Origin of the sequence: Ewingella sp. AOP8-B2-18 (assembly GCF_052376015.1) — a bacterium.
In the GTDB taxonomy this organism is placed as follows: Bacteria; Pseudomonadota; Gammaproteobacteria; order Enterobacterales; family Enterobacteriaceae; genus Ewingella; species Ewingella allii.
Window position 1 is genome coordinate 60454 of record NZ_JBQSVB010000012.1, and the last position, 23330, is coordinate 83783.

Consider the following 23330-nt stretch of genomic DNA (forward strand, 5'->3'; position numbering starts at 1 on the left):
GGCAGTCCGCCGCGAGTTAATGCCGCGCATAAAAGCGCATAATGGCATCGAGCGCCTTTGCCCGCAGGTCGTCCCGTTCAAACAGGATCTCGTGGCGCGCGCCTTCAATGACCAAGGGTCCATCCCCTTCACAGGGGTGCCCCGCCACGGCCATTGCCTGACAAAAAGCAAGATGCGACCGGTTATCCACAACCCGGTCTTCGCTTGCCTGTAATAATAGCAGGGGTGTGGTGATATTTTCGGCTTGTTGCAGAATATGCATTCCCGCCTCGATACCTTCCTTCACCCAGTGATAAGTTGGCCCGCCCACCTGTAGCTCGGGGTAGTCGGCGTAAAAACGCAGATTACGGCGATAGCGTTCGCGGCTGTGGGTTAAGCGATTCACCACAAACGGCAGCGGCCGCCAGTGGCCTGTGCCCATCGCATAGCCGTCACGGCGCAGCGGTCGGCGCTCGGCCCAGTGGAGAATGCGGCGCGATATCCAGCCCGGAATGGGCAGATAAATCCCGGTCATCGGCGCACAGAGCGCGGCGGCGTCAAAGGTTTGCGGATACTTGGCGAGGAACAGCGCGGCAATCGCGCCCCCCATCGAATGGGCCAAAATGTACTTTTTACTGTAGTGGCGCGGAGCAATTTCACGCTGGTAAAGCTGGTGAAAATCTTCAATATAATCATCGAAATGCTGCACGTGCCCGCGATGCCGGTCATCCAGCATTCGCCCGGAGCGCCCCTGCCCACGGTGATCGACAATAATCACATCGAAGCCGCACTGGAACAGGTCATAGGCCAGCTCGGGGTACTTTACGTAACTTTCAATACGGCCGGGTGACACCAAAATGATGTTGTCATTACCGATGGCGCTAAAGCGAACATAGCGGATAGGCACGTCGTCCACGCCGGCAAATTCACCTTCTTGGCGCTCGCGCCAGAAATCAAGCAACGGACCCGTAGCAAAGGCAGAAAATTCCTTCTCTCGCGTTAACCACTTTGCAAAATTCGATGCCATGAAATGGTTCCAGAACCCCGTTACAGGAAGGTGAATTAAGTTAATTGTCCGTTTTTAGACAATAGCGTATTGTGCCATACAATGGTTTGTTCAGGGAGTCGCTCGATGACGTTGCACTGGTGGTTAACCTATCTTCTTACCACAATCATTCTCAGTCTTTCCCCCGGCGCGGGTGCGATAAACACCATGAGCACCGGTATTAGTCACGGCTATCGTGGGTCGGTGTTCTCGATTGCCGGCCAGCAAATCGGCTTGGCCTGCCATATTGTGGTGGTTGGCGTCGGCTTGGGCACGCTGGTTTCGCAGTCGGTCATGGCATTTGAAGTGCTGAAGTGGTTCGGCGCGGCTTATCTGATCTGGCTGGGTATCGGCCAATGGCGAGCGGCGGGCGCGGTAGACCTCAATGCCATGGCGAAAACGCTGTCGCCGAATCGGCTATTCAAACGGGCTGTATTTGTGAATCTGACCAACCCGAAAAGCATCGTGTTTCTTGCCGCACTCTTCCCACAGTTCATCCTGCCAGAAGCGCCACAGGCGGGTCAGTACATGGTGCTGGGCGTGACGACCATTGTGGTGGATATCATCGTCATGAGCGGCTACGCCATGCTCGCTACCCATATCTCGGGCTGGATTAAGTCCGCCAAACAGATGAAATTGCTTAACCGTATCTTCGGTTCGCTGTTTATCTTAGTCGCGGTGTTGTTGGCGAGTGCAAGAAAAGCCTAGTTAGCACAAAGCATTAGGCAAAATGCGCGCAGTCAGTTGGCTGCGCGCAGGCAAGATGAAGTCTTAACGAGAAATAATCAGGTGGATGCCGAAACCGGTGAACAGCACGCCCGCCACGCCATCAATCCACTTCGCTAAACGCTGATAACCACGGCGCATCACAGGCATTGCAAACACCATCGCCACCACGGAGAACCAAGCAAAGGTCTCGGCGATGATCAGGATAAACAGCCCCCAGCGCTCGCCACTTCCCACGTCATCACCCACAAACAGCGAGAACACGCTGCCGAAGTAAATCACGGCTTTCGGGTTAGACAGATTGGTCAGGAAACCGCGCATAAAGGTGCGGCCACGCGCGGGAAGCTGCACCGGTTTTTCTGCCTCGGCTTCCACGCCAGCCTGCTTCTTAGCGCGGGCAGATTTCAGCAACTGCCACCCCATCCAGCACAGGTAAATGCCGCCGCCGATGGTGATGACGTCATGCAGCCACGCCATTTTCTGCAAGATCAGATGCAGACCCATCAAGGCAACACCGGCCCACACCACGATGCCGAGTGAAATCCCCACCACGCCCATCATCGCCTCTTTGCGAGAACGGCTGGCGGCAGTTTGGGAAACGAAGAAAAAGTCAGGGCCTGGGCTCATCAACGCAATCAGATGCACCATCGCCACGGTCAAAAAAAGAATTAACATAGCTCGTACTCAGTGTGGAAAAATAAAGAAAGAACCCCGATCACTCGTCGCCATTATCAATGTGATCGCGAATCATCGCCATAAAGGGTCGGCCAAACTTCTCGAGCTTGCGCTGGCCGACGCCGGTGATATCCAGCAGGTCGCTTGGGCTGACCGGTAACTGCTCGGCCATCTCCAGCAGGGTGGTGTCATTGAAGACCACGTAAGGCGGCACGTTATTTTCATCGGCCAGGGTTTTACGCAGCTTGCGCAATTTGGCGAAAAGCTTGCGGTCGTAATTTCCGCCATAGGTTTTCTGGCTGTTGCTGCTTTTGATTTTCAGCGTCTGAATTCGCGGCACCGCCAGTTGCAGAGCCACTTCACCACGCAGCACCGGGCGCGCAGCCTCAGTGAGTTGCAAAGCAGAGTGCATGGCGATGTTCTGCATGATCATGCCGAGATGAATCAGTTGGCGCACCACGCTGGTCCAGTGCTCGTTGCTCTGTTCTTTGCCGATGCCGTAAACCGTCAGCTTGTCGTGCCCATACTCGCGAATTCGTTGGTTATTTGCGCCGCGCAGCACTTCAACCACATAGCCCAAGCCAAAGCGTTGGCCGACGCGCGCCACCACTGAGAGCGCCTTTTGCGCGTCCAGCAAGCCGTCATAGCGTTTTGGCGGATCAAGGCAGACATCGCAGTTGCCGCAGGCGTTCTGCTTGCCTTCGCCAAAGTAGTTGAGCAGCACCAGGCGCCGACAGGTCTGAGCTTCGGCAAAGGCATTCATCGCATTGAGCTTGTGGCGCTCGACGTCCTGCTGCGGCCCGGCTGGCTTTTCATCCAGACAGCGACGCAGCCAGGCCATGTCGGCCGGGTCATACAGTAAAACGGCTTCTGCGGGCAGGCCATCACGCCCAGCACGGCCGGTTTCTTGATAATAGGATTCGATATTGCGCGGAATGTCGAAATGGACCACGAAACGCACGTTGGGTTTGTTAATCCCCATGCCGAACGCCACGGTCGCCACCACGATTTGCAAGTCATCGCGCTGGAAGGCTTCCTGCACATTGCCACGGGTTTCATTGTCCAAACCGGCGTGATAGGCCCCGACGCTCAAGCCACGGCTTTGCAGACGTGCGGCGGTGTCTTCGACTTTCGCCCGGCTGTTGCAGTAGATAATGCCACTTTTGCCGCGCTGGTCTTGCACGAAGCGCAGCAGCTGGTCCAGCGGCTTGAACTTCTCCACCAAGGTATAGCGAATGTTAGGGCGGTCGAAGCTGCTAACTTGAATCAGCGGGTCGTTGAGTTCCAGCAGGCGAGCGATGTCGCTGCGGGTGGCTTCGTCGGCGGTGGCGGTCAGCGCAATCACCGGCAGCTGCGGATAACGCAGCTTAAGCTGGCCCAGCGCGCGGTATTCCGGGCGGAAATCGTGGCCCCATTGGGAGATACAGTGCGCTTCGTCCACGGCGAGCATCGCCGGATTCCACTGCTGTAGCTGCTCCATAAAGTCGCCCATCATCAGGCGCTCAGGGGCGATATAGAGCATTTTGATGCGGCCAGTGCGGCAGCCGGCCATCACGTCCATCTGCTGTTCGCGGGTTTGCGTCGAGTTGAGGCAACCGGCTTCAACCCCGGCGGCCATCAGTTGGTCGACCTGATCCTTCATCAGCGAGATGAGGGGAGAGACCACCAGCGTCAGGCCGTCCATCACCAGCGCGGGAATTTGATAGCACAGTGACTTACCGCCACCCGTGGGCATCACCACCAGACAGTCTCGTCCGGAGATAGCCGCATTGATGATGGTCTGCTGACCCGGTCGGAATTGCTGATAACCGAAGGTATCGCGTAATACCTGCTGTGCCAGCTCTTCTTTGTTTATCACTGCCGCCGTAGACACTCAATTCCCCAACTGTTCAAACCGCCCGGCGCCTAAAGAGACACCGAGAATGTACACTTATCATTACCCTAAATCCTGCGAGTCGCCTTAGGGCAACCTGTAGCTTGAAGTATGACGGGTAAATTACATAATGTCGTTCAGCATAATACCAACACCGACGCGAGTCTGCTTGTAGTTGTAATCAATCAATGACTCGCCGTAGCCGCTGAAGACTTTGGTATAGAAGCGCATGTGCTTGGTGATCGGGTAGCTTACGCCCACGTCAGCGCCGCCGTAGCCGGTGTTCCAGTTGTAACGACTCTCAACGCTAATGACGCTCTCGCCCAGCGCGTAGCCCACTTTCAGACGGTAGTAACCCATGTATTTGGTGATGTCCGGGTTGTCATCGTTTTTGTCGCTTTCGGGAATGCGATACCAAGGCTTGAGATCTAACTGCCAGTTACCATTTTGTGCCATCCAGCGCGCATACACGCGGTTCCAGCTGCGCGAGGTCGGGTCTGAGCGGCCGTTGGAGTCATGATTTACACCATACTCGGCTTCGCGCAGGGTCCAGCCCATAAACTGATAATCTGTCGCCCAGGCGATAAAAATTTGCGGCTCATAGTTGGTTTCACGGAAAGGGGAAGATTCCGCACGGTTAGAAAGCTGCCAGAACGATTTTTGCGTGTAAGACGCGCCGAGCAGGGAGTTATCACCGGCAATGCCGCGCCAAATCGGGAAACCGAGGCTAAGTTGGAACTCAACTTCATCATGGCGAGCATTGTCTGCCCAGTCATAAGACTTAATGGCGTCTTTATTGATGCTGCTGGTGTCGGTGTAAACTAAATAGTTGGTGTCGTAAGGATAAAGCGTAAAAGGGTTATCGTGCTCTTGCAGTAAGTTGGCGATAACGCTGCCACGAACGCTAGGTTTATCGTGCACTTCCTGAATTGTCGCTTCTGCCGCATAGCCCAACGCAGGCATTACCATCAAGGTTGCCCCAACAGCCCAATTTTTACGCATTATGTCTCCACTCAAAAGTAGGTGCCGGTAAACGGCTTTGATTTTATAGAGTTATCTCTTGCCTGCCCGCTGGCGGCTTCCTATCCTGGCCCCAGAAGGCGAAGCTATTCTACACAAAAACTTACAATGGCTGAGGATTGATTAGATTTAGCACTTACCGTATGGAAATCAATGATACCAAGGCCTAAAATCTACAATCTATTAACATTCAAACCGGTATTCACCGCGACACCCTTCAGGAAATTGTCATGTCCGCATCTCTTAGCCACGAGGCTGCTCGCCAGCTCATTGGCGAAATTTTCGTTTACGATATGCCGTTTAACCGCGAGCTGGGCCTTGAACTCAAATATCTTGACGGGGACAGCGCCGAGCTGACCTTCACCCATCAGACGCGGCTGGTCGGCAACGCCGCGCAGAAGATCCTCCACGGGGGCGTGATTGCCGCTGTGCTGGACGTGGCCGCCGGGCTAGTGTGCGTGACCAGCTCACTCATTCGCCGCGATAAGCCAGACCACCCGCTGTTGGAAGACGAAATGCGCCAGCGCCTGTCCAAGATGGGCACCATTGATCTGCGCGTCGACTACCTGCGTCCGGGGCGTGGCGAGGTTTTTACTGCCAGCGCCAAGCTGATTCGCGCGGGCAATAAAGTCTCGGTCGCACGCGTGGATTTGCACAGCGACAGCGGCGTTCACATCGCCACCGCCAACGCCACCTATCTGGTCGGCTAAATCACAGCCTGAACATATCCTAAACCCGCGGCGGCAAGATTCAGTTAGACTTGTCGCCTCACTTTCGTTTCGAGCATGAACATGGACGCACAGCGCACCCGACAGGGCATTATTTTCGCCTTCGTCGCTTATTTCATCTGGGGGATCGCCCCAGTCTACTTCAAGTTAATCCATCAAGTTCCGCCGCCGGAGATCCTGACTCACCGGGTTATCTGGTCGTTCTTCTTTATGCTGGCCCTGCTCTCTCTGAGCCGCAGCTGGGGCGACGTCCGCCGCGTGGCGAAAAAGCCCAAAACCCTGATGCTCCTGCTGGCGACTGCGCTATTAATCGGCAGTAACTGGCTGATTTATATCTGGGCCATCAATAACAATCACCTGCTGGAAGCGAGTCTCGGCTATTTTATCAACCCATTGGTGAATGTGGTGCTCGGCATGCTGTTTTTGCGAGAGCGATTCCGAAGAATGCAGTGGGTGGCGGTGCTGCTGGCCCTGATTGGGGTGCTGATTCAGGTGTGGGTGTTTGGCTCGGTGCCGGTGATTGGTCTGGCGCTGTCGATGACCTTCGCCTTCTACGGCCTGCTGCGCAAGAAGATGGGGGTGGACGCGCAAACCGGCATGTTGATTGAAACGCTTTGGCTGCTGCCGGTGGCGGCTATTTACCTGTTCCTGCTGGCGGACAGCGCCACCAGCCACCTGACGGCCAACGCGTGGTCGCTGAACCTGATGCTTATCTCGGCGGGCATCATTACCACTATCCCGCTGCTGTTCTTCACCGCGGCCACCACGCGCCTGAAGCTCTCCACGCTGGGCTTCTTCCAATACCTTGCTCCGACCTTGATGTTCCTGCTGGCGATTTTCTACGGCGAGCAGGTCACGGCGTCCATGATGATCACCTTCGGCTTTATCTGGGCCGGGCTGGCATGCTTCATCGCCGACGCCCTCTACACCCAGCGTCGGTTAAGGCGCTGAGGAAGCAGGCTTGGCGCTGCGCGAGATAAACCTCGCCATCGCCGGGCCAGTGACAATGATGGTCAGCAGGCGCAAGGTCTGCATGGCCATCACGAAGCCCAAATTAACGTTACTCCCCGCCGCGATAATCGCCACGGTGTCCAGCCCGCCGGGGCTGGTTGCCAGATAGGCCGTCAGCATATCCACGTGCAGCACTTTGGTCAGCAGCCACGCCATCGCGCCACAGAGCACCATCAAGCCAATGATTGAAGCAATCATCTGCGGCAGCGTGCGTAACGCCAGTTTGAAAATCGGACGGGTGAAGCGCAAACCGACGCTCCAGCCAATCAGCGTGTAGGCAATCGCCAGTAGCCATTCAGGCACTTGCAGCGTCATGGTGCCGGTTGAGTGCAACACCGCGCCGACGAAGGCTGGCAGCAGCAGCGCGCCGGAGGGAATGCGCAAGCGCGGCCCCAGCCAGACGCCCGCCAGCGCCAGCAGCAGCGTTACGCCAAAGCGCCAGTCAATCGGCGGAAACCAGACCACTGCGGCGGCGGCCGAGGCGCTGTCTCCGAGGCTCATGCGCGCCACAAAGGCGGCGGCCGTGGCGACAAACAGCACGCGCAGATATTGCATGAAAGCCACTAAACGCACGTCTGCGCCGAAATCTCCCGCCATGGCAACCATCGCGCTGGCCCCGCCCGGCGATGAGCCCCAGGCACCCGTCGGCCCCGGCAAATTACTGAATTTCACCAGCAGCCAGCCCGACAGCCCACTGGCCATCAGCGTGGCGATCAGCACCAGCAGCACCATCGGCCAGTCATTGAGCAAGGGAGGAATAATCGAGGGAGAGAGGCTTTGGGCGATCATACAGCCCAGAATGCCCTGTGCGATTTTGAAGAAGATCGGCGCAATTCGCACCGTGGCTCCCAGCAAACCCATCAGAACGCCGATAATCATCGGGCCGAGCAGCAAGGCGGCAGGCACGTGGAAAGCCTGAAAAATAAAGCCGAGGATCAGCGAGGAGATCACCAGCAGCGTCCACTGGCCCCAGGGAGCAATCTTTTCCATCAACATGGTTTGAATCTACATCGGCATAAGCGGAGGCATAGTTTTAGCATAAAAACTATTAACAGAATTAGAACATCTGCGGGAAAAAGGGGATTTTCGCGGGAGGCAAACCGCCAGCCCCGAGAGGCTGGCTGATAAAAACTTACAGCCAGTTTTTACGTTTGAAGTACAGGTAAGGCGCGAGTCCGGCCAGAATCATCAAGCTGATGGCCCCCGGATAGCCGAAGCTCCACTTCAATTCCGGCATGAACTCGAAGTTCATCCCGTAGCTTGATGCCACCAGCGTTGGCGGCAGGAACACCACCGAGACCACCGAGAAGATTTTTATGATGCGGTTCTGCTCGATATTGATAAAGCCCATCGCCGCCTGCATCAAGAAGTTGACCTTCTGGAACAGGGATTCGTTATGCGGCAGCAGGGATTCGATATCGCGCAATACTTCGCGCGCCTGCTCCAGCTGACCTGCTGGCAGACGAGCCTTGCGCACCAGGAAGTTTAGCGCACGCTGGGTATCCATCAGACAGAGGCGAACTTTCCAGCCCACGTCTTCCAGCTCCGCCAAGGTAGAGAGCGCGGCGTCATATTCGTCGCCCTGATGCCCTTCCATGATAACCCGGCTAAGTTTTTCTAGATCGCTGTAGATGTTTTCGATTTCATCCGCCAGCTGTTCGATTTTGGTTTCGAACAGGTCCAGCAGCAGCTCATAGGCGTTGCCGTCGCCAAGCTTTTGATTTCTGGCGCGCATGCGGTACAGGCGAAACGCGGGCAGTTCACGCTCGCGCAGGGTGTAGAGACGCCCTTCGCGAATAGTAAACGCCACGGTGCTGTTGCCCGCGTGGTCTTCGGCATCTTCGAAATAGAAAAAGGAGTGAATATGCAGGCCGTCTTCATCTTCGAAGAAACGGGCCGATGCTTCGATATCGTCCAGCTCTGGACGGGTCGCCAGGCTTTGGCCTAGCTCACATTGAACGCGCTCACGCTCTTGCTCATCGGGTTCAATCAGGTCAACCCATAACGACGTTTTCAGGTCGTCTGGCTCGCCTTCTTCCAGTTCCAAACGGGATAAGCGGCTGTTTTCTAACTTAAAAGCACTCAGCATGTGTCCGTTCTCCCTAAGGTGACAGGTGTGGACAACGCATTGAAGCACAGAAAAATACGGGGGTTGAAAGTCACCAGTACGTTTCAGACCAAATTCAGATCCGACTCACAGCGACAGACGGGGGTCGCCGACAACCACTAAGGCTATCAGCATTGAGGATAGCCTTAGAAGTGGTACCTTAAGAACAGGTTATCGAGCCAGTATCTACTGGGTGTGTCCAAGGCGCAGTTCCTCATTGATATTAGTGCGCGCATGTTACGCCGAGAAGAAAAACAGTGTCAACAAAGAACAAAACGAATTTTGCAACATTTAGGCATAATTTTCTCAGCGCCCTAACGCCCCTCACAGGCTTATGTGATGCCCGCTTTTTGGCTACACTCGGGCAATTCTTTTTCGTGCTTCACCGCCACTCGCGGTACAGGAATTCCGATGATTAAACAGATTAGCCAAGACACCCTGTGTGACTTAATCACCAAGGCGACCAACTCCCCGCGCCTGCGTCAGAACCTTAACATTCATCCTGCACCGGAAGACGAGGTTCAGCGTCTGGCCATCGCCATGGAGCCGGGCACTTACGTACGCATCCATCGCCACCCGCACACCTGGGAGCTGCTGACCCCGCTGCGTGGCCGTTTCTTGGTGCTGACCTATGACGAATCAGGCAAAGTCGCCGACCGCCTGTGGCTCGGCGGTGAGACTCGCCTGCTGGAGATCCCCGCCAATACGTGGCATAGCGTTCTGTCGCTGGATGAAGGCGGCGTGATTTTTGAAGTGAAGCACGGCGCCTATCAGCCGGTCACCGAAGAAGATTACCTGCCGGGCTCTGCGCCAGAGGGCGACGAGCGCGTCAAAGCGACACTGGAATGGTATGCGAATGCCGAAATTGGGGATGTGTTTGCTGTCTAGTCTGCCACATAGTAAGCGTTAACGACGCAGCAAGGTTGAGTTCGGCCAGCGCGTAGACACCGGAATGGACACAGAGGCCATGAGGATGTCGAACACTGCCCGAACTCAAGATTGCCAGTAAGTTAGCTTACTGCCTCTAACCTTGCGTAGGCCGCAACCAGCCACTTGATCCCTTCGCCGGGGAACGCGACCTGCAAGCGGCTGTGCTCGCCGCTGCCTTCCATGTTAACGATAGTGCCTTCGCCGAATTTCGGGTGCATTACGCGCTGGCCGAGTTTAAAGCCGGTATCGCTGGTGCTGACCGGCGTTCCCATGCGTTTATGGCTGACCGGGCGCGACACGCTGGCGCGCAGGCGGACTTCCTCGACGCAGTTTTCTGGCAGTTCGCCCACAAAGCGCGAAGGCCGGTGGAACACCTCTTTGCCGTACAGACGGCGCGTTTCGGCGTAAGTCAGCGTCAGCTTTTGCATGGCGCGGGTTACGCCGACATAGGCCAGACGGCGCTCTTCTTCCAGACGGCCGCCCTCGTCGAGCGACATCTGGCTTGGGAACATGCCCTCTTCCATGCCGACGATAAACACCTGCGGGAACTCCAGACCTTTTGCCGAGTGCAGCGTCATCAGCTGCGTGGCGTCCTGATTGGCATCGGCCTGCCCCTCACCGGCTTCCAGCGCGGCGTGGGAGAGGAATGCCTGCAGCGGCATCAGGTCCTGATCTTCATCCTGATAGCTGAACTGGCGCGTCGCCGTCACCAGTTCCTCAAGGTTTTCAATTCGCGCCTGGCCTTTCTCGCCCTTCTCCTGCTCATACATCATGAACAGGCCGGAATCTTTAATCACGCGGTCCGTCTGCACGTGCAGCGGCATATCGGCAGTTTCATGGGCCAGTGCGTCAACCAGTTCGCAGAAACGCTGTAATGACGCCGCGGCGCGGCCCGCCAGCACCTTCTCTTGCAGCAGCACGCGGGTGGATTGCCACATGGTCAGCTGTCGGTCACGGGCAGTCTGGCGCACCACGTCCAGCGTGCGATCGCCAATGCCGCGCGTCGGCGTGTTGACCACGCGCTCAAAGGCGGCGTCGTCATTGCGGTTGGCCATCAGGCGCAGATAGGCTAAGGCGTCTTTGATTTCCTGACGCTCGAAGAATCGTTGCCCGCCGTAGATGCGATAAGGCATGGCCATTTGCAGTAAAGCTTCTTCCAGCACGCGCGACTGGGCGTTGCTGCGATAGAGGATAGCGCAATCTTTCAGCGCGCCGCCGTTGTCCTGCCACGTCTTGATACGGTTGACCACGAAGCGCGCTTCATCCAGCTCGTTAAAGGCGCAATAGAGAGAAATCGGCTCGCCCTCTGGGTCTTCGGTCCACAGATTTTTGCCCATTCGCCCGCTGTTGTTGGCAATCAGGGTGTTGGCCGCGGTCAGAATGTTGCTGGTGGAGCGATAATTCTGCTCAAGGCGAATGGTGTGCGCGTTCGGGAAATCTTTCAGGAAACGCTGAATGTTTTCGACCTGAGCGCCGCGCCAGCCGTAGATTGACTGGTCATCATCGCCAACGATCATCACATTGTTGTTATTGCCCGCCAGCAGGCGGATCCAGGCATATTGAATGCCGTTGGTGTCCTGAAACTCGTCCACCATCAGGTTGGTAAAGCGTTCGCGGTAGTGCTGAAGAATGTGCGGCTTGTTGAGCCACAGCTCGTGGGCGCGCAGCAGCAGCTCGGCGAAGTCCACCAGCCCGGCGCGGTCACAGGCCTCTTGATAAGCTTGATAGATGCGCAGCCAAGTGGCTTCCACCGGATTGTTGTACGTCTCGACGTGCTGCGGGCGCAAACCTTCGTCTTTTTTGGCGTTGATGTACCACATCGCCTGACGCGGCGGCCACTGTTTATCGTCAATATTCAATGCTTTAACGATGCGTTTCAACAGGCGCAGCTGGTCATCGCTGTCGAGGATTTGGAAGTCCTGCGGCAGATTGGCGTCCAGATGGTGGGCGCGCAGCAGGCGATGCGCCAGACCGTGGAAGGTGCCGATCCACATGCCGCCCTGACTGGTGCCAATCAGCTGATCGATACGATGGCGCATCTCCGCCGCCGCTTTGTTGGTAAAAGTCACCGCCATGATGGAGTACGGCGAGCAGTTCTCTACCGACAAAAGCCAGGCAATGCGATGTACCAGCACGCGGGTCTTGCCGCTGCCCGCTCCCGCCAGCACCAACAGATTGCTGCGCGGCGCGGCCACGGCTTCACGTTGTTTTTCATTTAAGCTGTCGAGCAGGTCAGAAACGTCCATAGGCACCGTAGGTCTGGATGAGAAAAGCATCCACGGGGGACGCTTTTCTACTGTGAATTTATACAGAGAATGAGGGGATTATAGCAATGCTGTCAGCGATGCCAACTGCGAAATCTCAATGTGGGGTAGCAGGCGGGCATCTTTGACCTGCATCAGGTTGCCTTCGCGCAGGTTTATCCAGCAGGCCTGCATGCCGCAGCTTACTGAACCGGCGACATCGGTGGTCAGGTCATCGCCGACGTGCAGGAACTGCTCAAGGGGGATGCCGAGCTTCTCAGACGCCGTTTGGTACATGTCGACGTAAGGCTTGGCACGCCCGTCGGGGCCGCCGCGCAGGGTAAATTGGAAGTACTGCGATAGGCCACAGGCTTCCGGGTCGGCATTACCATTGGTGATCGCCACCAGCGGCCAGCGTTTGGCTAAGGCCGCCAGCGCATCGTGGTTTTCCTGCGGAACGGTGATTTGACTGCGCCAATGGGCGAAGTTTTCCATCGCCGCATAGGAGCCTTCGCTGGCCTCGTTTTCGTTTAAGCCAGAACGCTTCATGGCGTGAAATACCGCCTGACGCCGCCACTCGGTAACATCGTGATAAATCTCGCCGTCCTGCTCCAGCAGCTCGGCGCGCACTTCGCGGATAAACTCGCTTTGCAGATTCGCCAGCGCGGGGTGATAGCCCTGAATAAATTTCAATGTTTCGACATCGGTGCGACGGATAACCGGATAATTGTCATAAAGCGTATCGTCTAAATCGAAGCTGATCGCCTCAATCCGGTTAAGCGGACGGTAAAACTTCATCAGGTTTTTCCTCGTTTAGCGCGTGGATGTGCGGCATCGTACACCGACGCCAGATGTTGGAAGTCGAGATGGGTATAGATTTGGGTGGTCGATAAATTCGCGTGGCCCAGCAGCTCCTGCACGGCGCGCAGATCCCCACTCGACTCCAGAACGTGCGTTGCAAAGGAGTGGCGCAGCTTGTGCGGATGAATATGGCTATTCACTCCCTGCTTAACGCCCCACTCGGCAAATCGCTTTTGTACATTGCGCGCCGAGATACGCTTGCCCTGGCTCGACAGGAATAAGGCGTCATCTTCCGGCCCAAACAGCTCGCGCAGCTCCAGCCAGTGCTCAATCCACGTCACCGCCGTGCGACCTATCGGCACTTTGCGCTCTTTGCTGCCTTTCCCCACCACCCACACTTCGCCCGAGGCCAAATCCAGATGGCGCGTATTGACGCCAACCATTTCAGACAGACGCAGCCCCGCGCCGTACATCACTTCCAACATGGCGCGGTCACGCACCGACAGCGGGTCGTTGAGGTCGATATCCAGCAATTTATTTACTTCATCGACGTCGATATTTTTCGGCAGATGCTTAGGCGCGCGCGGCGTGGCAATGCCTTTCGCCGGGTTGGCAGGCAAAACGCCTTGAAACACTAACCAGTCGAGGAAGCTGCGCAGCGCCGACATGCGCAGAGCCAAACTGGCAGCGCCAAGCCCGGCGCGTTTGCTGCGAGCTAATAACATGCGGACTTTGGGGGCATCCAACTGCTGCCAGTTGGCGATATTAATTTCACTTGCCATAGCCACCAGCGTTTCGAGCTGGCGTCCGTAGCTGGTTGAGGTGAGCGGACTGAGCTGGCGCTCAACCCGCAGATAACGCAAAAAAGCCTCGACTGCGGTATTGAGCGGCGAGTCAGTTTGCTGGCTCATGCCCGTTCTATCCAGCGTTCCAGCAAGCCCGGCAGCATTCGCGCTAACTGGTTGAGCATCACGGTGCCCATCCCCGGCTGATAATGTTGCGGGTCGCGGCTGCTGAAAATCAGCATGCCTAGCTCGCCTTGTTCCCCCATCAGGGAGAGCGCCACGGAGCCGACGGCTTTGGCCTGCGGCAATACCAGCAGCAACTCGGGGCCATTCAGGCTGCCGAGGAAGTGGTGGGTATCGCCAAGGCGTTGAATACGCAGAGATTCAAAGGCGCTGCGGCTGAGCGCTAAATGGGTGAAGTCCGACGGCGCGCCAATGCGCCAGCTTTCGCTAAACAGACGCACGTTGGCACCGGCCAGACCCAGCCCGCGCGCCCAGCGTTGCAGCCGGTTGAGCATATCTTGCAGACTGGTGGCCGCCGCGAGGGTGGCCTGAAGCTCGATTAAACGCCCGAACAAGGCTTCGTTCACCGAAGCCTGCTCCATTAATAAGGTGATCTCTTCTTCCAGTTGGCCGATGTGATGACGCTGACGCCCCAACTGCCATTCCACCAGGGAAACGCTGCCTTTAACCGGGTGCGGCACGTGCATCTGCTCGACGCTGCGCGCGTTACGGATAAAGAAGTCGGGGTTTTGTAGCAAATACTGCATCACGCTTTCATCGTCTAGCTCGATGGCGGCGTCTAACTGGTCGTCAAGATTGTTCATAGATGAATAAATCCGTCGTATACGTGGGTGGCTGGCCCGGTCATATAAAGCGGGTGACCCGGCCCTTTCCAGCGAATTTCGAGGCTGCCTCCCGGCAGTTCCACCTGAACTTCTTCAGCAAGTATGCCCTGTTGAATGCCGACAGCAACCGCCGCACAGGCACCGCTACCACAAGCCTGCGTTTCGCCAGCGCCGCGCTCATAGACGCGCAGTTTGACCGAGTTTCGGTCAACCACCTGCATAAAGCCGACGTTCACGCGCTCAGGAAAACGCTCGTGGCTTTCCAGCAGCGGGCCTAGCAGCTCAACGCTTGCCGTGGTGACATCTTCGACCTGCAACACGCAGTGCGGGTTGCCCATCGAGACCACGCCGCAGAATACCGTATGTTCTTCAGCGCGAAGAATATAGGTCTTTTCCTGCTTAGGCGCGCGGAACGGCACCTGCTGAGGTTCAAAAATCGGCTCGCCCATATTCACTTGTACCAGTTCGTCCTCGGTGACGGTTAATACCATACGACCGGTTTGCGTACTGACGCGAATATCACGTTTATTGGTTAAGCCTTTGATACGAACAAAGCGGGCAAAGCAGCGCGCGCCGTTACCACACTGGGCAACTTCGCTGCCATCCGCATTGAAAATACGGTAATGGAAATCCAGTTCGGGATCGTAAGGTGGCTCAACCACCAGCAGTTGGTCAAAGCCAACACCGCGAAAACGATCGGACAGACGACGGATCAATTCTGGAGAGAAATAAACATTTTGAGTGACGGCATCGACGACCATAAAGTCGTTGCCCAGGCCGTGCATTTTGGAGAACTGCATATTTTACTCCGCTTACCGCTGGTCAAATCCAGTCGCAATGATCCCTTAATCTACTGTGTTTTCCGCTAAAAATCTTACCGGAAGCGCAATATGTTCACGCCGTTAGTCGCGCGTTTTCGTGCCGAGCTTTTCTGGTGAAACGCCATTTTCTTGTGATGAACCATCGCCCGGCGTGCCTTTGACCTGACCGTTTTTGTTGGTCGTCGAGCCATCGGCTGGCGGGAAATAGAGTGGGCCTTTTAGACCACAACCAGAGAGCGAAAAGAGTAATGTCGCGGCCAAAGACCAGCGTAAAGCGTTTTTCATTTTATGAATGCCTGTAATTCATGCGACCAAGCTCTCTATAATCGCAGGTGGATCATGAAAAGCAATAGGAATGACGATTTCGGGCCGCAGGTTTTAGTCGTTTGCTGCGAAGAAAGCCTATCTCCAACGGGAGAGATTAATGCAGCTGGAAGCGTTGGGGCACTTTTGCCGATTCAGGCGCGTTGTCGCCCACGGTGGCGCAAAGATGAGACAGCGGGTTGTTGCGGAACGGGATCACCTGCGTGCGGTCATCAAGCGAAACAATCTGATAGAACTGCGGCAAGTTGAAATTGATAAAGCTCGAACCATAGGTAAAGCGGTCGTGGGAGGACGAGTAGAAGCGGCTCACGTCACGCACCAAATCCTCTTTACTGCCTTCACAGTGGTGGTAAACCTCAACGCGGTTGGCTTCATCCAGTATATAGATGTTGAAGCCCACCTCATCATTCCCCTCTTCAAAGAAGAACTGGATGATACCTTCGCTGGCATAGCCATCAATCACCGCCGGAAGGTGCGCCTGGTCGGTCTGCACTTTGACAGACAGGCCGTGCAGTTTGTTATTGGAAATCGCGCCGTAGAACTCAATGGCGTTTTCCAGCTTCTGCACCGACACGCTCAGGCGTTCGAAGAATAATCCCCAGGTCTGGCCGGAAACGCGCACGGCTTTGAAACGGCCCGGCTCGAGGCGTTTGCTCGACAGGCGCAGCTCGATGCACTCAGACACCAGTTGCTGAATACGGGTGCGAATCAAACCGCGCAGATGCTGGCTGTAGCAGAACACTTCCACCGATTCCGGCGGCGCGGCGTCCTGATGCATTTTGCCCAGAATGGTTTTCAGCGCTTCCAGCACCGCCTGCTCGCCGCTGAAATGCAGAGTACGCACTTCATTCCACGAGTTACGGTAAAGCAGGTCAATACTGCCCACCAGACACTGCTGTTGCTGGCCGAAGCTGAAAACGTCCAGCTTGCGGAAATCGAAATGCACCACCTGATTGCGGAAGGCCGCGGTCGGGTCATGCTCAAGGTTGACGATGATCGCCAGATGGCGGATTTCACACGGGCTATAGAGCGCTTTTGGCGTCGGAGCAGGCAAACGCAGCGGGAAGTGATGCGCCACGTCGGCCACCAGTTCACGTAACTTGGCGATATCGCACAAGTTGCCGCTCTTAATGTGCAGGCGCGTGGTCGGCGTCAGCAGGCCGTTGAAGTAGGCCCAGGCCACCAACTTGTTCAGATAACGGTTATATTCCAGCGGCTGATGGCTGACGATAGATTCCATCGACGGCGACTGGTTATACAGATACCAACCCGCGCGGTTCGCACGGCCAATTGGCACGTGGATGAAGGTCAGGTCGCTTTCTGATAAGTCAGGGGAGATCTGCGGGTTAACCAGCGTCACCTTGCCCGGCAGGGCTTCAAAAGCGGCGTACAACTTACGGGTCAGCACGCCGATATCCTGCGGGCTGGCGCTGACGCTTAAGTTGTTGCGGCGAGCGAAACGAATCAGGTTACGGTAGCTCTGCATCATGGCGTCGAGCAGTTCGTTATGTGCTTCGCGGACGCGCTCGATTTTCCAATTTGCGCGGTTATCCAGAATCGCCAGACGCTCTTCGCTCCAACCCCACTCGCTGACCAGTTGGGTCAGGATTTCGCGACGCCAGCCCACGGAAGCGCGGGAGCGCGACAGCTTTTCGCACACTTTTAAGTAGAAGCAGCGGCGGACTAAATCGAGGCGAGTAGTGTCTTCAATCTGGGTGAGGTAGCGGGTTACGCGGTCGAGCATCATGCAGTAGGAGTCGAGGCCGAAACAGACGATTTCGCCCTGATGCAGACGCTGTTTGATGTCCATCGCCAACAGCTGGGTATTCGGGTACTCCCACGAATAAGCTTCCAGCAGCAGGGTTTTCAGCACCGCCTTGTACGGCGAGTCGATACTCTTATACAACTGCCACAGGCTGGCACCGAAATACTCTTCGGCAGACAGCGTGCTCAGGCCGCCGAGATCCAGCCATTCGTTTGGCGTCAGCGCGCCCTGCGCGTACAGCGACAGGACGTACTCGTCGTAATGCCCCTCTTCCTCGCCCGGCACCATATTCCACAGAATACGTTTCCCGGCCAGACGCACGGCAGTACGGTAGAATTCATCGAGCAGTAAAATGTGCTGGGTCGAGCCACAGTCTTCCCCGCCAAGGCTGCCGCTTTCATTGTGGCGGAAGCGGTTTTCGTCGATCAGGAAGAAGCTCAGTTCCACGCCCAGCGACGCGGCCCATTTCTCCAGCAGGCTGCATTTTTCCTGCAGGCGGTTGCGTTCTTCGTTGTCGAGCCAGGATTGGTGGCACACCCAGATATCTAAGTCCGAGTTGTGGCTTTGACCAATGGAGGAGGTGCTACCCATGGAGTAAACGCCGGTGATCGGCAATTCACCTTTGGCCATCTCATCAAGCGGGCTGCCCCATTTCTCTTGAAGATCAGCAAGGTAGTCGTTTTGGGTATCATCAGGCGTGAAGATGCAGACGCCGTGAGGAACCTTGCCCTCAAGGTATCCCGGCATCAAAGGATGATGGTGATGTAGTAAAACTGGCAGAAGACTGTAGACCTGTTGGAAAGCCGGCCCCATGGCCGCTAAGGCGCGATCTACGCGAAGTTGGTTGATCGCATCCAATCTCTGCTTCAATGTCTCGATATACAAGTACAAGACTTTTTCGCCTGATTTTCCAGTGTCTCGAAATAACCCCGTTCCAAAGCCGTCATTTGTCGAAAAGCAGAATTAGTTGACGGATAAATGCTGGAAACGTGATCAATTTAACACCTTGCCGATTGACCGTAAAGGAAGTAACGCACCACAATTATTCTTCCGCTACTATGCATTTTACTTCTTTAACACCTGCGTAACAATTCCCTTTTGTGCTGCATTCTTTCCTTTATTACCTTTTAACAAAATCATGTCATTTACTGCCCGTTTGCAAATTCTGGTCACAAAGCGATGGATGCTTGCGATGGCTTCTTACGCTGACAGCTTTCCTCTGTCGGTGGTAGGATGGTCAGCGAAATAGTAAAACGGTAACAAGCATGTTAGACAAAATCATTCGAATTGCCACCCGACAGAGCCCGCTGGCTCTGTGGCAGGCACAATACGTTCAGAAGCAATTAATGGCTTGTCATCCCGGTTTGCAGGTCGAACTGGTTCCGATGGTCACCAAAGGCGACATCATTTTAGATACCCCGCTGGCGAAAGTGGGTGGTAAAGGTCTGTTCGTCAAAGAGCTGGAATTAGCCATGCTCGACGGCCGCGCGGATATCGCGGTTCACTCAATGAAAGACGTTCCGGTGGAATTCCCGGAAGGCTTAGGTCTGGTGACGATTTGCGAGCGCGATGATCCGCGCGACGCCTTCGTGTCCAACCATTATGCCAGCCTCGCCGACCTACCAGAAGGCAGCGTCGTCGGCACCTCGAGCCTGCGCCGCCAGTGTCAGCTGCGCGAACAGCGCCCCGATTTAGTGATTCGCGATTTGCGCGGCAACGTCGGTACCCGTTTGGCGAAGCTCGATAACGGCGACTACGACGCGATTATTCTCGCCGTCGCTGGCCTGAATCGCCTTAATTTGCAAGACCGCGTGCGCACCGCGCTGACGCCGGAAGAGTGCTTGCCGGCCGTGGGCCAAGGCGCCGTGGGTATCGAATGCCGTCTTGATGACAGCGAAACCCGCGAACTGCTGGCTCCGCTGGCACACCGCGAAACCACGCTGCGCGTGCTGGCCGAACGTGCCATGAACACGCGGCTGGAAGGCGGATGTCAGGTGCCAATTGGCAGCTATGCGGAAATCGACGGCGACCAAATCTGGCTTCGCGCCCTGGTCGGCGCACCCGATGGCAGCCAAATGGTGCGTGGCGAACGGCGTGGCAACACGGCAGACGCCGAGCGCATGGGGGTTGATCTGGCCGAAGAGCTGCTGGCCAAGGGCGCCCGTGAAATTCTGCAGGAAGTCTACCAAGGTAATCCGCCAAAATGAGTATATTGGTAACCCGCCCCTCTCCTTCTGGAGAACTGTTGGTCAGTAGACTAAGAACGCTTGGTCGGGTTGCCTATCACTCCCCTTTGATTGAATTTGCGCCGGGAAGGGAACTCGCGGTTCTGCCGAACCTGCTATCCTCTTTAAACCAGCATGACTTAGTGTTTGTGCTTTCCCAGCATGTTGTTAAGTACGCAGAACGTGCTTTACAGCAGGTAAATCAGCCATGGCCCGAGCACGTCAATTATTACGCGATTGGGCGCACCACCGGCCTGCTTTTCCATCGTGTGAGTAGCCTGCCGGTGATTTATCCACACGACGGCGAAACCAGCGAAGTGCTGCTCAACCTGCCAGATTTACAACATTTGGCGGGGAAAAAAGCGCTGATTTTGCGCGGCAATGGCGGACGTGAACTGCTGGCTGAAACGCTGCGGGAACGCGGCGTAGAAGTGACTTACTGTGAGTGTTATCAGCGCAGCCAGATTTATTACGATGGCAGCGAGCAAAGCTCGAGCTGGCAGCGCGCCGGTATCAATACGCTGGTGGTCACCAGTGGAGAAATGTTAGAACAGCTTTATACGTTAGTTCCTGATTACTATCGCCAATCTTGGCTACTACGCTGTAGCCTGATAGTGGTCAGTGAACGCTTAGCGACCCTCGCCCGCCAGTATGGCTGGCAGGATATTCGGGTCGCCGAAAACGCAGATAATGATGCGCTAATTCGTGCATTAAAATAACCTGACTAAGGGATGTGCCAAGATGACGGAACAAAAAAATCCTTCCGCACAGGATGACATGATCACCCCTGCGGCTGAGAGCCCCCAACAGCCAGATGTTGATCACCGTGAAAAACCACAAGATATTCAGTTAGATCGGCAAAATGAGCAGCTGAATGCTTTGCGTAAAAAACAGCGCACTGCGCCAGTTCTGGGTGCTATCGCCATCGTATTGGTGATTGCCTTAGGGGCGGGTCTTTACTATCACGGACACACTCAGGGACTGAAGCAAACGGCGGCAGTTGATGAGCTACAAGACCAACTTATCGCTTTGCAGAAAACCCAGCAGCAGGACAAGCAGCAAATTGCCGACCTGCTCAGCCAACAAGACAAATCGCAGCAGACCAGCGAGCGTCAGCAAGCCTCTTTCAGCCGCCAGTTGAACGAGTTGCAGGATAAAGTTGCCAGCATTTCCGGCAGCGATGCCAAAACCTGGCTGCTGGCTCAGGCCGACTTCCTGGTGAAGCTGGCCGGCCGTAAGCTGTGGAGCGACCAAGACGTCACCACCGCCGCCGCGCTGCTGAAAAGCGCCGACGCCAGTCTGGCCGACATGAATGACCCAAGCCTGATTGAGGTGCGTCGCGCGCTGAATGAGGATGTGTCCAGCCTGTCGGCGGTCACTCAGGTCGACTTCGACGGCATCATTCTAAAGACTAATCAGCTGACGAATCAGGTAGATAACCTGCGTCTGGCCGACAACGACAGCGATGAAGCGCCGATGGATGACGACGGCACCAGCCTGTCCAGCTCCCTCAGCGAATGGCGTCAGAACCTCACCAAGAGCTGGCATAACTTTATGTCAGATTTCATCACCATTCGCCGCCGCGATAGCAGCGCAGAGCCTCTGCTGGCGCCGAATCAAGATGTCTATCTGCGCGAGAATATCCGCTCCAAGCTGCTGATTGCCGCCCAGGCCGTGCCGCGCCATCAGGATGAGATCTACAAACAGTCGCTTGAATCCGTTTCCACCTGGGTTCGCGCCTACTTTGATACCAGCGACCCGGCAACCAAAGCTTTCCTTGAAGATGTGGACAACCTGAGCCAGCAGTCTATTTCGATGGACGTCCCGGACCAGCTGAAAAGCCAGCCGATGCTGGAAAAACTGATGCAAACCCGGGTGCGTAATCTGCTTCAGCAGCCCGCAGCCTCTACTCAGGGGGAATAACGCATGCTAAAGGTCTTAGTGTTATTCCTGATAATCATCGCCGGGATTGTGGTCGGCCCGATGCTCGCTGGGCATCAGGGTTATGTGCTGATCCAAACCGACAACTACAACGTTGAAACCAGCGTTACCGGCTTGGTTATCATGTTCGTGGTGCTGATGCTGGTTCTGTTCTTCATTGAATGGATCCTGCGCCGCGTGTTCCGCACCGGCGCGCGCACTCGCGGCTGGTTCGCCGGGCGTAAAAGCTCTAAGGCGCGTAAGCAGACGCAGGCTGCCATGTTAAAACTGGCGGAAGGCGACCATCGTCAGATGGAGAAACTGCTGGCGCGCAATGCAGACCATGCAGATCAGCCGGTAGTGAACTACCTTCTGGCGGCGGAAGCGGCGCAGCAGCGCGGTGATGACATTCGCACCAATCAGTATCTGGAACGCGCCGCCGAACTCGCCGATATCGACCAGATGCCGGTGGATATCACCCGCGTGCGTATTCAGCTGGCGCAGGGAGAGATCCACGCGGCGCGCCACGGCGTGGATCGTCTGATTGGTCAGTCTCCGCGCCATCCGGAAATCCTGCGTCTGGCCGAGCAGGCCTATCTGCGCACCGGGGCTTATGCCTCATTGCTGGAGATTTTGCCGTCTATGGCAAAAGCGGGCGTGCATGACGATGAAGAGCTGCGCGTGCTGCAAGAACAGGCCTATATCGGCTTGATGAATCAAATCATGGCCGAGGAAGGCAGCGACGGACTGAAACGTTGGTGGAAAGACCAGAGCCGCAAAACTCGCCATGAAGTGGCCTTGCAGGTCGCCATGGCGGCGCATCTGATTGAATGCAACGATCAGGACTTAGCGCAGGAAGTGATTCTGGACGGCATAAAGCGCCAATATGATGAACGTCTGGTCGCCATGATGCCAAAACTGCGTTCAGGTAATCCTGAACAGCTGGAGAAGGCGCTGCGTCAAATCATCAAGCAAAATGGCTCAACCGCGCTGCTGAGCAGCACGCTGGGGCAGCTGTTGATGAAACACGGCGAGTGGGCGCAGGCGGCGGAGTCCTTCCGTGAAGCACTCAAACAGCGCCCGGACGCCTACGACTACGCATGGCTGGCCGACGCGCTGGATAAGCTCCACAAACCGGCAGAGGCCGCAGAAATGCGCCACAAAGGCTTGATGCTGACACTGAACAACTCGCAAGAGCAGTAAGCTTCGAGCGGCTAGAAATACTTATTGCAGAAAGGCTCCTTCGGGGGCCTTTTTTATTTCTGTCAATAAGATACGAGTTACCAGTGATTCGGGTAAGGGAGTGCAGCCAACGCCTCTGCGGCTTCAAGGATGACGGGTATTTAGGCAAAAAAAAACACTTGCCGATAGGCAAGTGCATAAAACAATCAGGTCTAAGACAACAGGGGAGTGCCTCACTCAACGATTTGCCTGCTGGTTGATAAATGCCTGATGAGAGGCGCTTATCGGTCAGATAGACAATAGGCACTATAAAGTGGCTCTG

The 23330-nt window shown here is 55.9% G+C and carries 21 protein-coding genes; 8 read left to right on the forward strand and 13 right to left on the reverse strand.

The window, feature by feature from the left end; genetic code table 11:
- Positions 1–16: 16 nt before the first annotated feature.
- The gene (gene pldB / locus ACT3RR_RS19425; protein ID WP_353504388.1) at positions 17–1006 is read right to left on the reverse strand and encodes a lysophospholipase L2; all 990 of its coding nucleotides are present in this window, start codon (positions 1004–1006) and stop codon (positions 17–19) included.
- 105 nt (positions 1007–1111) lie between these two features.
- Here pldB and rhtB point away from each other — a divergent pair, with 105 nt between their 5' ends.
- Positions 1112–1732, forward strand: a complete 621-nt coding sequence (gene rhtB, locus ACT3RR_RS19430) for a homoserine/homoserine lactone efflux protein (protein WP_034794819.1) — start codon at positions 1112–1114, stop codon at positions 1730–1732.
- Between the two features lie 63 nt (positions 1733–1795).
- On the opposite strand, the gene rhtC is transcribed toward rhtB, so the two are convergent.
- The 3 genes from rhtC to pldA all read right to left on the reverse strand — a co-directional run bounded on the left by rhtC (position 1796) and on the right by pldA (position 5300).
- The gene (rhtC, locus tag ACT3RR_RS19435; protein ID WP_034794816.1) at positions 1796–2425 is read right to left on the reverse strand and encodes a threonine export protein RhtC; all 630 of its coding nucleotides are present in this window, start codon (positions 2423–2425) and stop codon (positions 1796–1798) included.
- A 40-nt stretch (positions 2426–2465) separates the two neighbouring features.
- A complete protein-coding gene (gene recQ, locus ACT3RR_RS19440; RefSeq protein WP_353504387.1) occupies positions 2466–4298 on the reverse strand; it encodes an ATP-dependent DNA helicase RecQ in 1833 nt (610 codons plus the stop codon).
- Between the two features lie 123 nt (positions 4299–4421).
- Positions 4422–5300 (reverse strand): phospholipase A, encoded by an 879-nt coding sequence (gene pldA, locus ACT3RR_RS19445; protein WP_034794811.1) that lies wholly within the window; start codon positions 5298–5300, stop codon positions 4422–4424.
- A gap of 248 nt (positions 5301–5548) precedes the next feature.
- On the opposite strand from pldA, the gene ACT3RR_RS19450 reads away from it, so the two are divergent.
- Both ACT3RR_RS19450 and rarD read left to right on the forward strand, forming a co-directional pair.
- On the forward strand, positions 5549–6028 hold the full coding sequence (locus ACT3RR_RS19450; RefSeq protein WP_496200945.1) for a thioesterase family protein: 480 nt from the start codon (positions 5549–5551) through the stop codon (positions 6026–6028).
- An 81-nt stretch (positions 6029–6109) separates the two neighbouring features.
- Positions 6110–6997 carry an EamA family transporter RarD gene (gene rarD / locus ACT3RR_RS19455; RefSeq protein WP_496200946.1) on the forward strand — a complete coding sequence of 296 codons (888 nt, stop codon included), beginning with the start codon at positions 6110–6112 and terminating at the stop codon, positions 6995–6997.
- On the opposite strand, the gene ACT3RR_RS19460 is transcribed toward rarD, so the two are convergent.
- Positions 6986–8047: an AbrB family transcriptional regulator gene (locus ACT3RR_RS19460; RefSeq protein WP_485903946.1), complete on the reverse strand. Its 1062-nt coding sequence runs from the start codon at positions 8045–8047 to the stop codon at positions 6986–6988. The two genes, rarD and ACT3RR_RS19460, sit on opposite strands and share 12 nt — an antisense overlap.
- Positions 8048–8189: 142 nt before the next feature.
- Positions 8190–9146, reverse strand: coding sequence for a magnesium/cobalt transporter CorA (gene corA, locus ACT3RR_RS19465; RefSeq protein WP_034794805.1), 957 nt, complete (start codon positions 9144–9146; stop codon positions 8190–8192).
- A gap of 429 nt (positions 9147–9575) precedes the next feature.
- On the opposite strand from corA, the gene ACT3RR_RS19470 reads away from it, so the two are divergent.
- Positions 9576–10052 (forward strand): WbuC family cupin fold metalloprotein, encoded by a 477-nt coding sequence (locus ACT3RR_RS19470; RefSeq protein ID WP_353504385.1) that lies wholly within the window; start codon positions 9576–9578, stop codon positions 10050–10052.
- A gap of 122 nt (positions 10053–10174) precedes the next feature.
- Here ACT3RR_RS19470 and uvrD read toward each other — a convergent pair whose 3' ends face one another.
- From uvrD to ACT3RR_RS19505, 7 genes are all read right to left on the reverse strand, one after another.
- Positions 10175–12340: a DNA helicase II gene (uvrD, locus tag ACT3RR_RS19475; protein ID WP_353504384.1), complete on the reverse strand. Its 2166-nt coding sequence runs from the start codon at positions 12338–12340 to the stop codon at positions 10175–10177.
- Between the two features lie 78 nt (positions 12341–12418).
- A complete protein-coding gene (gene yigB, locus ACT3RR_RS19480; RefSeq protein WP_496200947.1) occupies positions 12419–13135 on the reverse strand; it encodes a 5-amino-6-(5-phospho-D-ribitylamino)uracil phosphatase YigB in 717 nt (238 codons plus the stop codon).
- Positions 13135–14049: a tyrosine recombinase XerC gene (gene xerC / locus ACT3RR_RS19485; RefSeq protein WP_496200948.1), complete on the reverse strand. Its 915-nt coding sequence runs from the start codon at positions 14047–14049 to the stop codon at positions 13135–13137. The genes yigB and xerC overlap by 1 nt, the downstream gene beginning before the upstream one ends.
- Positions 14046–14750, reverse strand: a complete 705-nt coding sequence (locus ACT3RR_RS19490; RefSeq protein ID WP_100935220.1) for a DUF484 domain-containing protein — start codon at positions 14748–14750, stop codon at positions 14046–14048. Before ACT3RR_RS19490 ends, xerC begins: the two co-directional genes overlap by 4 nt.
- The gene (dapF, locus tag ACT3RR_RS19495; protein ID WP_034794790.1) at positions 14747–15571 is read right to left on the reverse strand and encodes a diaminopimelate epimerase; all 825 of its coding nucleotides are present in this window, start codon (positions 15569–15571) and stop codon (positions 14747–14749) included. The genes ACT3RR_RS19490 and dapF overlap by 4 nt, the downstream gene beginning before the upstream one ends.
- A gap of 102 nt (positions 15572–15673) precedes the next feature.
- Positions 15674–15877 (reverse strand): LPS translocon maturation chaperone LptM, encoded by a 204-nt coding sequence (gene lptM, locus ACT3RR_RS19500; RefSeq protein ID WP_034794786.1) that lies wholly within the window; start codon positions 15875–15877, stop codon positions 15674–15676.
- A 136-nt stretch (positions 15878–16013) separates the two neighbouring features.
- Positions 16014–18572: a class I adenylate cyclase gene (locus ACT3RR_RS19505; protein WP_353504379.1), complete on the reverse strand. Its 2559-nt coding sequence runs from the start codon at positions 18570–18572 to the stop codon at positions 16014–16016.
- A gap of 374 nt (positions 18573–18946) precedes the next feature.
- Between ACT3RR_RS19505 and hemC the strand changes: the two genes are divergently transcribed.
- From hemC to hemY, 4 genes are read left to right on the forward strand one after another with little or no spacing between them, the layout of a single operon-like run.
- Entirely contained in the window at positions 18947–19888 is a 942-nt protein-coding gene (gene hemC / locus ACT3RR_RS19510) for a hydroxymethylbilane synthase (protein WP_353504378.1), read from the forward strand.
- Positions 19885–20625: a uroporphyrinogen-III synthase gene (gene hemD, locus ACT3RR_RS19515; protein WP_353504377.1), complete on the forward strand. Its 741-nt coding sequence runs from the start codon at positions 19885–19887 to the stop codon at positions 20623–20625. Before hemC ends, hemD begins: the two co-directional genes overlap by 4 nt.
- A 22-nt stretch (positions 20626–20647) precedes the next feature.
- Positions 20648–21829: a uroporphyrinogen-III C-methyltransferase gene (gene hemX / locus ACT3RR_RS19520; protein WP_485903888.1), complete on the forward strand. Its 1182-nt coding sequence runs from the start codon at positions 20648–20650 to the stop codon at positions 21827–21829.
- 3 nt (positions 21830–21832) lie between these two features.
- Positions 21833–23029 (forward strand): protoheme IX biogenesis protein HemY, encoded by a 1197-nt coding sequence (hemY, locus tag ACT3RR_RS19525; RefSeq protein WP_396132674.1) that lies wholly within the window; start codon positions 21833–21835, stop codon positions 23027–23029.
- Positions 23030–23330 lie beyond the last annotated feature (301 nt).